The sequence below is a fragment of the Mycobacterium sp. genome (assembly GCF_049280035.1).
Lineage (GTDB): Bacteria > Actinomycetota > Actinomycetes > Mycobacteriales > Mycobacteriaceae > Mycobacterium.
In genome coordinates this window covers 1-13,440 of the sequence record NZ_JBAPPI010000408.1, presented here as the reverse complement: position 1 = coordinate 13,440, position 13,440 = coordinate 1, and the positions used below count along the sequence as shown (strand labels likewise).

Here is a 13,440-nt window from a genome sequence, read left to right as displayed (position 1 = left end):
CTGTTTGGATTTCGTGTTCCTCGACCACTGGAAGGACGTGTACCTGGCTGACCTGCAGCGGCTAGTCGATCGGGGCTGGTTGCATCCGGGAACGATCGTGGTCGCCGACAACGTCGGCATCCCCGGCGCACCCAAGTACCGCGCCTACATGAAGGAACAGCAAGGCAAGCGGTGGCATACCATCGAGCACGAAACCCACGTCGAGTATCAGACGCTACTCAAAGACCTGGTTCTGGAGTCGGAGTTCCTGGGCTGAGCCGCGCCATCATCACATCGCCGCCTGGAAGGCGATTGATCCGATACTGGGTGGCGGTAGCTTGTCCACGTGACAAGGCCCCGGACGACGCAGGCTCGGCGAACGCCGACCACGTCCGTGAGCTGACTCTGCGGTCAGGCTTGTTCCGGCATCACCATACTGGCTCGCGGAAACTACTGCCATGCAACGGTATTCGATGTATCAACTGCTGCCACGGCAGTCTCGATGACCTCAGGAGTTTTCAGCCCGTGGTCTTCGGCCTCGGCCGCAGACGAGACGTTCCCCGCCACGCTGACCGCCCAGCTGAGGCACAGCGGCTTGGCTGATGATCGCCACGGTCCGTCTCGCGAGTGAACCGATCCCGCACCGCACTCGTGACATGTTCGGTCGATAGTGCCTATCGGCCACGCTGCTTGCGTACTGTGAGCGCCGGGGTGCCTCTGGAAACTCGGTGCTTACTACTCGCTACTCACAGTTGATGGCACATTTGTCGACGGTTACGAGTCGGAGGGGTGGAACAGCATGGCCCATGAGGACAGCGGTCTGCTGCCGGACCTGCACTCGGAAGTTCCGAACATCTGTATTCCAGTGCATTCGGTTGGACACGTCGGGGTCAAGCGGATCGTCGCGATCGACGAGCATGGCAGTGCGGCGATGGTCGTCATGGACATCTCAGTCGGTTTGTATGCCCACCAGCGTGGCGCGCACATGTCGAGGCTGATCGAATGCGTTGACCGGCCAGGTCCACAGCCGACGGTGCTCGACTACGTCCAAGGCATCTTCGAGCGGCTACGCGCCGCGGTTCCCGACGCCGCGTCCTGGTCGGTGGACGCGCGGGCCACCATCGTGTTGCCGCACGACGGCGGGTTCAAGCCGATCGAGGAGATCTGCCGGATCGAGGCGGCCGAGCGGACCGAGGTGACCTGGGGCGCCGCATTCAAGGTTTGTCTGGCCTGTCCCCAAGCCCAGAGCACGATCGCCTTCGACCGTGACGATATGGACAACGTCGGCGAGCATCCGTCCCACAATCAGCTTTGCGACCTGGAAATCACCGTGACCGGGGACTTGACGACAGTGGCCGGTCGTTCCCTGGCCGACCTGCTCGCCGTTGGAGAGGGCGAGGCCAGCGGGCCGGTGCGGGAGCTGTACAAGCGGCGTGGCGAAGCCGACGCGGTCACCGCCATCCACCACCACGCGGTGTTCGCAGAGGATGCGCTCCGGATAATCGCCGACAAGACCAGGGCCCAGTTCCCGACGGCTACCAGGGTCACTTGCCAGATCGTGAACTACGAGAGCGTCTTCGAATACCCCCTCCGCTGTGTCGTCATTGTCTGATGAGATGTCGCACAACCACGACACCGTCGCCGCGGGGCTACGACTCTGGATCCGATGCGCCGCGGTAGACCGCGGCGTCCTCGATATCCACCCCGCGTCGCACCTGTACCTGTTGCCCCGCCCTGTCCGCGACTACCACAGCTCGTAGTGTGAGGCCCCGCGGCGAATTATGTGTCGACACAGGGGCTTATCTTGGGTCAGGTGGCCGAAATCCCACCCCAGCGCCCAGCGTAAGTTGCTGACGTGGTCACCGGTGCGCGCGAAGGTGGATTTGCGGAGGTAGTCGCCGAGATTGCGACGACAGAATCAGCACCTCGGCGGCCCCGGCCCAGGTCCTGAGCCGCGCTTCACGCGAACATCCCGGTAGAGTCGTTGTCAGGCTAAGGTCGTCCGACGATCGGGGAGGTAACGGATGGCTGCCGATGCTCGCCAGCGTTGCGCGCCGGCAAGATCTCGACAGGCAAGGCGACGTTGTCGGCGTCCCGTGATTGAGCTCAGGATCAGGTAACAAGATGCCAGAGGACGCGGGTTCGCCCTCGCCAACTTTGCTAGACCTTACGCGGCAGCAGGCCGAACGCTACCGAGACAAGGTTGCTTTCGACTATTGCCACTACTTCCCGGGTGGGGAAGAACATAGTCGGCTTACCTATCACGAGCTGGACATCAAGGCCCGAGCAATCGCAGCCACTTTGCAACGGCAGGGCGCTACGGGCGAACGTGTACTGGTCCTCTGTCCCTCGGGCTTGGACTTTATCGCCGGCTTCTTCGGGTGTATCTACGCCGGAGCCGTCGCGGTGCCCGTCCATCCGCCGGTGCGCAACCGGGTAATGGGCCGCGTCGCGTCGATCGTCGCGGATGTGCAAGCCGGCTTCGTCCTCACCACCGCCAAGTTGGAGGCTGAGCTCAAGGCTGCGGTGGACGACTTGGCCGACGGGAATTCCCTGCAGTGGTGCGCCGTGGACGCCATCACGCCGGACGGCGCCGCGGAGTGGGTCGCGCCAGACGTCGACGCGAACACAACCGCCTTTGTGCAGTACACGTCGGGTTCAACGAGTTCGCCGAAGGGCGTTGTGGTGACGCACCGTAACCTGCTCCACAACTTGGATGCAATCCGTCAGGCGTGGGGACGCGGAGACGACAACGCGGTCGGCGTGTTCTGGCTGCCGCTCCATCACGACATGGGTCTCATCGGCGGTGTCCTCGAAGGACTTTACGTCGGCTGCACTTCCTTCCTTATGCCGCCGGAGGCGTTTATTGAGCGCCCAATGCGCTGGCTGGAAGCGATTTCCCGGGACCGCGGCACGATCACCACGGCGCCGAACTTTGCTTACGAGCTCTGTGTCGAACGCAGCAGTGCGGAGGAACGCGCAGCGCTCGATCTGTCCACCTGGACGACGGCCATGTGTGGTGCGGAGCCGGTGCGGGCCGCCACCCTGCAGCGGTTCGCCGATGCCTTCGGCCCGGCCGGTTTCCGGCCGGAGGCGTTCAACCCGGTATATGGGATGGCCGAGTCCACCCTGCTGGTTTCCGGTAGATCGGATTGGGCCGTGCCGGTGGTGCGACACCTCGACGGCGTCGCACTACGCGAACAGCATGTCGTGACCGTCACGCCAGAGCACCCGGCCGCCACGTCGTTCGTCGGCTGCGGCCGCGCTCAGCGCGGCCACGAGATCGTCATCGTGGATCCGGCGACCCGGCGGCCATCTGCGAACAGCGCGGTTGGGGAGATCTGGCTCGCCGGCGGGAGCATCGCCCAAGGCTATTTGGGCAGGCCCGCCGAAACGGAGGAGACTTTCTCGGCGTTCCTAGCAAGCACCGGGACAGCTACCGGGAAAGGCCCGTTCCTGCGTACTGGTGACCTGGGCTTCCAGATGGACGGCGAGCTGTTCCTCACAGGCCGGCTGAAAGATCTCGTCGTGATCCGCGGCCGCAATTACTACCCCGAAGACATCGAGAGGACGGCGCAGGGCAGCCATCCGGCGCTGCTACCCGGTCGGGGGGCAGCCTTCTCGGGCACGCCGCAGTCGGGTGGCTCCGAACCGCTCATCGTCGCGCAGGAGGTCGACCGCGATCGGATCGCTGACGTCGACATCAGCGAGGTAATCGACGCGATCCGCACCGCGATCACCGAGCACCACGAGATCCAGCCGGACGCCGTGGTGCTGTTGGAGCCGTTACGGATCCCGACAACGTCGAGCGGAAAGATCCGGCGGAGCAGCTGCCGGCAGCGCTTTCTCGACGGCGACCTCGACATGTTGGCCGAGTGGCACGCACCGTCTCGACGTGATTCCCGCCCAGCCGCACCGACTGCCGATCAGGCACCCGTCGGCGAAGGACGCGGCGCGGAGGAGATCGCGGACTGGTTCGTCTCCCGGCTGTCTCAGGAGCTCGGCCTATCACCAGCGGAGATCGACACATCGTTATCGTTCGCCCACTACGGTCTTGACTCGGTTCGCGCCATCCAGCTAACCGCCGCGCTGGAAACCTGGCTTCACCGCGAGCTCTCGCCCACGGTCGCGTACGAATACCCCACGATCGACCTGCTGTCCAGACAGCTGGCCGGGGACGGACCCGCCGACGAACGCCCCGTCGCAACGGCCGAGATCGACGGTGGTGGGCGGCTCGCAGCGGCGGACGAGCCGATCGCGATTATCGGCATCGGCTGCCGGTTTCCGGGCGCCGATGGGCCCGCGGCTTTTTGGCGGCTGCTCCGCGACGGCGTGGACGCCGTCGCCGAGATACCGTCGGACCGCTGGAATGTGGACGCCTCAGGGCCCGCGACCACTCGCTGGGGCGGGTTCCTCGATCAGGTCGACCAGTTCGACCCCCAGTTTTTCGGCATCTCGCCGCGCGAGGCGGCGCGAATGGATCCGCAGCAACGCCTGCTGCTGGAGGTGGCATGGGAGGCGCTGGAAGACGCCGGGCAGGTGCCGGAGCGGCTTGCCGGCAGCCGCACCGGCGCATTCATCGGCGTTTCCACCTATGACTACGGACATTTCCAGCTCGGCCACCCTGACCACATCGATGCCTACACCGGTACCGGGAGCGCGCTGAGCATCGCCGCCAACCGGCTCTCCTACTTTTACGATTTCCGCGGGCCGAGCATGGCGATCGACACCGCCTGTTCGTCGTCGTTGGTCGCGGTCCACCTGGCATGCCGCAGCCTGCGCGACGGCGAGTGCACGCTCGCCCTCGTCGGCGGCGCAAACGTCATCCTGTCGCCGGCGCTCGGTATCAACTTCAGCAACGCTGGTGTGATGGCAGCGGACGGCCGCTGCAAGACGTTCGACGCCCGGGCGGACGGATACGTACGCGGCGAAGGCGCGGGCATCGTCGTGCTCAAGCCATTGAGTCGCGCGCTGGCCGATGCCGACCCGATCTACGCAGTGATCCGTGGCAGCGCCACCAATCAAGACGGTCGGACCAACGGGTTAATGGCACCCAGCCGGGGCTCGCAGGAAGCCGTGCTGGCCGAGGCCTACCGTCGCGCGGATCTGTCGCCCGGTGCGGTCGACTACGTCGAGGCGCACGGCACGGGCACGTCGTTGGGCGACGCGATCGAGGCGCAGGCCCTGGGCACGATCGTGGCGGAGGGCCGGGCGCCCGGCAGCCGGTGCATGGTCGGCTCGGTCAAGACCAACATTGGCCACCTTGAGGCTGCTGCCGGAGTAGCCGGGCTCATCAAAGTGGCGCTGGCGCTTCGCCACCGGGAAATCCCGCCGAGCCTGAACTTCGCGGAACCCAATCCGCTCATCCCGTTCGACAGCCTGCCGCTTCACGTCGCGCAGACCCTCACACCGTGGCCCGAGAACGGGACCCGGGCAGCTGCTGGAGTCAGCTCGTTCGGCTTCGGCGGCGCCAACGCGCACATCGTTATGACCGAGGCTCCGCAGGTCCGGGCTACACAACCGACAGACCACACGGCGGAGGATCGCGCGGAGCTGCTGTCGCTGTCCGCCCGGTCCCCCGAGGCGCTGGCCGCGCTGGCGGGCCGGTATGAGCTGGCCCTCGCAGCGGGCGCGCCGGTTGCCGACCTCTGCTACACAGCCGGCGCGCGTCGCGGCCACCACGACCATCGGTTGGCGGTGGTCGGCGACACGGGTGCCGAGCTGTCCGAGTCGCTCGCCGCCTACCGACAGGGAGCGACCCGCCGCAGACTGTCCGCTGGACGTTGCCGCCCCCAGCGACCTGGTGTGGTCTTCCTCTTCTCAGGTCAGGGGTCGCAGTGGTACCGCATGGGGCAGCGGTTGCACGCGGAGGAGCCGGTGTTCCGGGACGCACTGGCCAGGTGCGACCGCGCTATGCGCCCATACCTGGACGGAGCCCCGGAGGGATCCATAGTCGCAGAACTTCTCAGCGACCAAACCGATTCCCCACTGACCGATATCGGCATGATCCAGCCCGCGATCTTCGCGGTCCAGGTCGCGCTGGCCGCGCTGTGGCGGTCGTGGGGCGTCGAGCCCGAGGCCGTAGTGGGCCACAGCCTCGGTGAGGTGGCGGCAGCACACGTCGCCGGTGTCCTCAGCCTGGAAGACGCTGCACGGGTGATTTGCGGGCGGGCCGGGCTGCTGCGGCGGACGATTGGCAGCGGGGCCATGGTGGCAGCAGAGCTCTCCATCGCAGAGGCGTGGGACCTCATCGCCGGCCACCAGAGTCGGGTCGCGATCGCGGCCAGCAACAGCCATCGATCGACGGTGCTCTCCGGTGATCCGGCGGTCTTGGCGGATCTGGTGGCGACCCTGGAGGAGCGTGGCCGATTTTGCCGGTGGGTGGATGTTGATGTGGCCTCCCACAGCCCACAGATGGATGCGCTGCGCCACGATCTGAAAGACGTGCTGGCCGGAATCCGGCCTGCGCCAGCGGCGATACCGATGTACTCCACCGTGACGGGCGATCTGGTGGCCGACGGCGCCCTCGACGCGGACTACTGGGTGGAGAACCTCTGCTCGCCGGTGCGCTTCTCGGCGGCGGTGCGGCGACTGCTGGACCTCGGCCGTGACACGTTCTTGGAGGTCAGTCCGCATCCCATCCTGTTGAGCGCCGTCCGCGAGGACGCGGAGGACCTGGGTCGCGCCTGCACCCTGCTGCCGTCAATGCGCCGCGACGAGCAGGAACGCTCCGCCATGCTGGCATCCCTCGGCGCTTTGTACACCCGCGGCCAGTCGGTTGCGTGGGAGCAGCTACATCCATCGGACGCTCGATGCGTGGCGGCGCCCACCTACCCGTGGCAACGCGAGCGTTTCTGGCTGGACCCCATCGCTACCAACGGCGCGCCGACGGACCACCGGGTGAATGGGTCTGCGGTCCTGCCGGCCGCCACTCTCCTCAAGCCGGTCATAGCCGGGGCCACGCGCGCCTTCGGCACGGCGCGGCGCCTGCTCGGCTCCGAATTGCGCCACGGTCTGACCCCGCCGCTGATCGGCGACCTGATGCGGGCAGCGGTGGGCAAGCTGGCCGCCGGCGACGCGAACGCGAATGGACACGAAGCGAGCCTTGACGTCGCTGCGCGCCGGGCGGACAGGCAGCAGCGCCAACGGTTGCTCGAGTCGTACCTGCGCGATCAGGTTGCCGGCAAGTTCGGAATGACGCCGTCGAGTCTCGACATTGAAGTGCCCCTCAACCACCTGGAGATCGACTCGCTCATCGCGGTCGAGCTGCGCACCCAGATTGAGCGCGACTTGGGCATCGCTGTGTCGGTCGTCCAGTTGCTGGATGGATCAAGCATCGCCGGCCTCGCCGACTGGCTCGGCGACCGAATTTCGGGCGACGGTCCAGCGCAGCCTGATCAGACCGTGGCAGCCGACACCAATGCAACGCGTGCCCGGTTGCCCGAGGAGCTCGAGGACCGGCCGGGGCATGCACTGTCCTACGGACAGCAGTCGCTGTGGTTTCTCTACCAACTCGCACCCGGCAGTCCCGCGTACACCATCAGTTACGCCGGGCGGATGAGTGGCGATGTCGACGTGTCGGCGCTGGAACGCGCCGCCCAGGCGGTCGTCGAGCGGCACGCAACACTGCGCACGACGTATGCCGTACACGACGGCCAGCCGGTTCAACTCGTCCATACAGAGTGGCCCGTGCATATCGACCGACGTGACGTGCACCCCGACGAGCTTCACAACTGGATACGTCGCGAGGCCAATCGCCCATTCGATCTGCAGGCCGGCCCGGTATTTCGGCTGACGTTGCTACAGCCCGCAGCCGACGAGTATGTCCTGGTCTTGGCGGTGCACCACATCGCCGTCGACTTCTGGTCCATCGACGTCATCCTCGACGAGCTCCGCCAGCTTTACGCCGCAGAACACGGTGCAGAGCCGCCCTCGATCTGCCCAGAGCGCTACGTCGACTACGCGGACCGGCAGGCACGGATGCTGGCGGGAGCCGAAGGCGAGCGCCTGTGGCAGTACTGGCGTGACCAGCTGGCCGGCGAGCTGCCCCCGAACCTCCGGTTACCCGTCGACCGGCCACGCGCAGCGGTTCAGACCTACCGCGGCGCCGTACATCGCTTCACCCTGGACAGTCGGCTGGCCAACGGGCTCAGGGAGGTAGGCCGGCGCGCTCGCGTCACGCCGTACATGACGCTGTTCGCGGCGTACGCCACGTTGCTGCATCGCTACAGTGGCCAAGACGACCTGCTCATCGGCTCACCCTTCGGATGCCGCGATCAGGCGGGGCTGGACAGTCTGGTCGGGTACGTTGCCAACCCGGTGGTTCTGCGCCCCGACCTGCAAGGCGACCCGACGTTCACGTCGTTGCTGGGCCGCGTCAAGGAGACCGTTCTGGGCGCGCTCGCGCACCAGGATTACCCCTTCGCGCTGCTCGTCGAGCGGCTTAGCCCGGCCCGTGACCTCAGCCATACGCCGCTCTTCCAGGTCTCGTTCGCCTGGGAACAGACACGTCGATTCCGGGACAGTAGGGGTGGGATCCCGGATCGAGCGGCGCTTGACCTGATGACCGTTCACATCGGCCAGGGCGGCGCGCCCATAGACTTGATGATGCAGGTGGGTGACACCGACGGGCAGTTCATCTGCCAGTTGCAATACAACACGGACCTCTTCGATGACGCGACGATCGAGCGGATGGCCGGGCACTTCACCACGCTGCTCGATGGCATCGTCGCCGATCCCGAAACGCGCTTGTCGGAGCTGCGGCTGCTCACCGAAACCGAGCGCCGCGCGCAGCTGGCGTGGAACGACACCCGCGTCGGCTACCCCGATTTCAGCGCCCCCGACTGCTTGCACGAGATGGTGGCGGCAACGGCGCGACGCAGCCCGCACGCGATCGCCATATCGTTGGGCGACGACGAGCTGACCTACGCCGATCTTGACCGGCGCGCGGATGCGCTGGCACATCAGCTCCAGCACCTCGGGGTCGGACCGGACAGCATCGTTCCGGTCGTGCTGGACCGCTCGGCCGACCTGGTCATCGCACTGCTGGGCGTGCTCAAGGCGGGTGGCGCTTTCATGCCGGTGGATCCGGCGCAAGCCATCAACCGCACTGCGGCCATCATGAGCAACGCGCCGGACGCGCCGGTCTGCGTCACGCACCGCCGGCACCTTGAGCGCCTGCCGGACTTCAGCGGCCACCAACTGTGCCTTGACTCCCCAGAGCATCCGGTGCCAGAGGACACCGCTGACACCGCTGCCGCCGTCGCCACTACAACCTCGGACAGCCTCGCCTATGTCTGCCATACCTCTGGCTCCACCGGCGTGCCCAAGGGGGCGCTCAACACCCACGGCGCAGTCCGCAACTTGCTGCTGTGGATGCAGGCGACCTACCAGCTCACTTCCGACGACCGGGTGCTGCACCACACGCCGATGACCTTCGACGCCTCAGTGGCGGAGATCTTCTGGCCGTTGACCGTCGGCGCACAGCTGGTCATCGCGCAACCCGACGGTCACAAAGACCCCGCCTACCTCGTCCGGACCGTGATCGAGCAGTCCATCACCGCGGTGCATTTCACGCCATCGACGCTGCGGGCTTTCCTCGCCGAGCCGGAAGTTAGGAACTGCGTCGCACTGCGCACGGTAACGTGCGGCGGCGAACCGCTCTCCGACGAGCTCGCTCAGCAATTCCTGGCCATGCTGGATGCCGAGCTGTGGAACGAGTACGGCCCCGCCGAGACCGCGGTCACCGTCAGCGGGTTCCGCTGCCAACGCGGTGCAAACAGCCGCACCGTCCCAATCGGACGACCGATCGCCAACGCCCGCATTCACCTGTTGGACGCCCATCTCCAGCCGGTACCGGTGGGTGTGCCGGGCGAGCTGTTTATCGGCGGCGTCGCGGTGGGCCGCGGCTACCTCAACCGGCCCGACGCGACGGCCGCCAGCGTCGTCGACGATCCGTTCGCTGACGATCCCGGCCAGCTGCTCTACCGCACCGGCGACCTGGCGCGGTATCTGCCCGACGGCAACATCGAGTACCTCGGACGCCTCGATGACCAGGTGCAGATCCGCGGTGTGCGGGTCGAGCCGGGCGAGGTGGAGGCCGCGCTGGGCAAACACCCCGGGGTTCGGGAGAGCGCAGTGGTGGCGGGAGACGACGGCCGCGGCAACACCCGGCTGGTCGCCCACATCGTGGCGGCGAGCCAGCCCGCCCCGACCACGGCTGAGCTGCGCCGATTCCTCCTCGACTGGATCCCCACGGCGATGGTGCCGGCCGTCTTCTCGGTGGCGGAGGCACTGCCACACACGTCGAGCGGAAAGGTGGACCGCCGGGCCCTCGCGGCCGCGGGAGAGGCAGCCCCGGTGCAAAAGAAGGCGTTCGTCGCTGCACGTACGCCCGCCGAGAAGATCCTCAGTGAGATCTGGCGTGACGTGCTCGATCGGGAACGGATTGGCGTGCACGACGACTTCTTCGCTCTCGGAGGGTCGTCGACCCACAGCCTGGAGGTCGCGGTGCGGGCCAAGACGGCCGGCCTACCGCTGCGGCCGGAGTCGGTGTTCTTATTCGGCACGATCGCCGAGCTGGCCGCCGAATATGGCCGGACCGCCGAGGACGGGCCAGACCTTGACGGGGCCGTGCAACATCTAAACGGCAGCGAGATCGTCAGCACGGGCAGGGCCGAGGAGGGCCTGCCCGCACCGGATCCTGCGATACCGGCGCGCGCGACCGGCCAACAGACGCAAAACACGGTGATCGAAAGCATCGGCACATACCTGCCCGCGCAGGTGGTTTCAACGGAAACCGTCCTCGCCGGATGCGTCAACGAGATCGGCATACCCTTGGAGCGTCTGACCGGAATCAAGAGTAGGCGTGTCGTTGGGCCCGGCGAGTTCTCGATCGACCTGGCCCGAAACGCGGTAGCCGAATGCCTGGCGCGGTCGACCTATGCGCCCGAGGAAGTCGATCTGGTCATCTGCTGCAACATCTCCCGCTACGACGGACCGGGGCAGGTCATGTACGAGCCCAGCACCGCGGCGCGGTTGCGGGAGCAATGCGGGCTTACCGATGCGATCGCTTTTGACATCTCCAACGCATGTGCGGGGATGTTCACCGGCGTCGCCGTCGCCGACGCGTTCCTGCAGACCGGACTGGTCCAGCGCGCCATGGTGGTCAGCGGCGAATACATCAGTCATATCGCCGAGACTGCGCAGAAAGAAATCGAAGGGCCGATGGATCCGCGACTCGCCTGCTTGACCGTCGGCGACGTCGGCGCCGCGGTGCTTTTGGAGCGAGGCCCCAACGGCCGTGTCGGCTTTCACGACATCGATATGGCGACGCTCAGTCGCTACAGCACCGTGTGCGTGGCCAAGGCGAGCGATGGCCCGCACGGCGGCGCGATCATGACTGTCGACTCCATCGCCGCAACCGCTACCGCGGTCAAACGCACTGTGCCGTACGTCGCCGCCGTGATGCAACGACACGGATGGCGACCGGACCTTTGCGATCACATTCTCATGCACCAGACGTCGGAAGCGTCGATCAACGACGCCGTCTTCGCGGTGAACCGGATGTTCGGACATGCCGCCGCCCACTCGGGCAATGTGATCAACAATTTGACGGAGAGGGGTAACACCGCCAGCACAACACATTTCGTAGCCCTAAGCGATCAGATCCGGGCCAACCGAATTAAGTCCGGCGACAACGTAGTCTTCGGCATCAGCGGTTCGGGAACGACGGTGGGCACCGCGCTGTACACGTTCGACGACCTTCCGGATCGGATGCGCAGGGCACCCAACGGCCAACGCGGCCACAGCCTCTCGACCAGCCGGCCACCGGCTGAGCCAGCGGCGATGCCCGGCGTGCGAATCGACGGGGTCGGCACCGCCCCCGTCGTTGAGTCCGCGCCTCGGGATGCGGTCCGCCTTGCGGTGCAGGCTGCGACAGCGTGCCTGGACAACAGCACGGTCGATCCGGCTGCACTCGATCTGATCCTCTACGCCGGGGTGTACCGGGACGACTTCATAGCCGAGCCAGCCATCGCGGCACTTGTCGCCGGCGAGCTCGGGATCAACGACGACATTGAATCTCCGGACGAGCCAAAAACTTTCGCCTTCGACGTGCTCAATGGCGCGGTCGGATTCCTCAATGCATGTCAGATCGGCGTCCAGATGATCGGCGCCGGCAAGGCCGAACACGTAATGGTCGTGGCTTCCGAAATCGAAAACAACAGCGTCGACAGCGACCACCCACTGTACGGGCTCAGCGAAACGGGCTCGGCTGTCATTCTGAGCAGGGCCGGCGACGCAGACGGCTTCGGCCGGTTCGTCTTTCACCACCACCCGGAATACAGCGAGGCGCTCACAACATATTTCCAGCAGCGAGATGGGCAAACCTGGCTGCAGATCGACGGCGATCCGAACCTGGCAACCCGCCACCTGGACTGCATCCCCGCCGCCGTCGAGGAGCTGCTGAAACTAGAGGAGCTTGACTGCTCCGAGATCGCTGCCGTGTTCCCCCCACAGCTGTCCGACGCGGACCGCACCGAACTTGCTGCGCGCCTTAACATCCCGAGCTCGCGATTCGTCGATATCGCAGCCGAAGCCGACCCATTCTCGTCGTCTCTACCGTACGGGCTGCAGCATGCCCGGCGAAACAACCTGGTGCGGCCGGGCGACATCGGGCTGATCGTCACTGTCGGCTCAGGCGTCCAGATCGGCTGCGCCACCTACCGCTTCTGATGCCCATGCGACTCGAATGCCGAGGCGTTCTGCTTACCGGCGCCACCGGAGGCATCGGGGGCGCGATCGCTCGTGAATTGGCCGCGCGGGGTTGTGCTCTCACGGTCACCGGCCGACGCACAGCGGAGCTCGAGCGCCTGGTCACCGAGCTGGGTCCGCCGGCGCAGGCCTTTGCCGCCGACTTGACCAACCTGACCGAGGTGCGCGAGCTGCTGGACCACGCCGACCCCGTGGATATTCTCGTGGCCTGCGCCGGCGTTGATGTCCCGCAGGACCTGGCGGATGCCAGCGATGAGGCGATCGAGGAAGCGATGCGAATCAATCTCCTTGCGCCCGCGGCACTTGCGCGTGCTGCCCTGGCCCCGATGAAAGAGCGCGGAGCGGGTCACATCGTCTTCATCGGGTCGGTGGCCGGACTTGTCGCGACACCCATCAACAGCAGTGTCTATACGGCCACGAAATGGGGGCTACGCGGGCTCGGGCTGGCGCTGCGACAGGAGCTGCACGGAACGGGCATCGGCGTCTCGACGGTCTTTCCTGCGGGGGTCCGCGAAGCGGGCATGTTCGCCCGGACCGGAATCACCCTGCCGTGGTATGCCGGTACGAGCTCCCCGCAGGAAGTGGCCCGGGCCGTGGTCCGGGCGGTCGAGCGGGATCGGCCCGAGGTAGTCGTGGCGTCCGGCGGCGAGCGGCTGGGCGCTGCGATCAGCGGCGTCGCGCCGGTCC

Annotated in this window: 4 protein-coding genes and 1 pseudogene; all 5 read left to right on the top strand. The window is 66.5% G+C overall.

Translation table 11 applies throughout. The features are described from left to right. Nucleotides 1–256, top strand: a pseudogene (locus WAN71_RS13625) (O-methyltransferase); the annotation flags it as partial. A 522-nt stretch (nt 257–778) separates the two neighbouring features. Then, the gene (locus tag WAN71_RS13620) at nt 779–1,591 is read left to right on the top strand and encodes a GTP cyclohydrolase, FolE2/MptA family (RefSeq protein WP_422225840.1); all 813 of its coding nucleotides are present in this window, start codon (nt 779–781) and stop codon (nt 1,589–1,591) included. A 4-nt stretch (nt 1,592–1,595) separates the two neighbouring features. Further along, nucleotides 1,596–1,739 (top strand): hypothetical protein, encoded by a 144-nt coding sequence (locus WAN71_RS13615; protein ID WP_422225839.1) that lies wholly within the window; start codon nt 1,596–1,598, stop codon nt 1,737–1,739. Nucleotides 1,740–2,103: 364 nt separating this feature from the next. Further along, complete coding sequence (locus tag WAN71_RS13610) at nt 2,104–12,714, top strand: amino acid adenylation domain-containing protein (RefSeq protein WP_422225838.1); 10,611 nt, start codon at nt 2,104–2,106, stop codon at nt 12,712–12,714. After that, nucleotides 12,714–13,440 (top strand): SDR family NAD(P)-dependent oxidoreductase (locus tag WAN71_RS13605; RefSeq protein WP_422225837.1); only part of this gene is annotated, 727 nt, incomplete at its 3' end. The genes WAN71_RS13610 and WAN71_RS13605, both read left to right, overlap by 1 nt.

Bases quoted from the DNA above. Each gene is read 5' to 3' on its own strand.
- WAN71_RS13610 (WP_422225838.1), top strand. From the start codon at position 2,104: ATGCCAGAGGACGCGGGTTCGCCCTCGCCAACTTTGCTAGACCTTACG.
- WAN71_RS13620 (WP_422225840.1), top strand. From the start codon at position 779: ATGGCCCATGAGGACAGCGGTCTGCTGCCGGACCTGCACTCGGAAGTT.
- WAN71_RS13615 (WP_422225839.1), top strand. From the start codon at position 1,596: ATGTCGCACAACCACGACACCGTCGCCGCGGGGCTACGACTCTGGATC.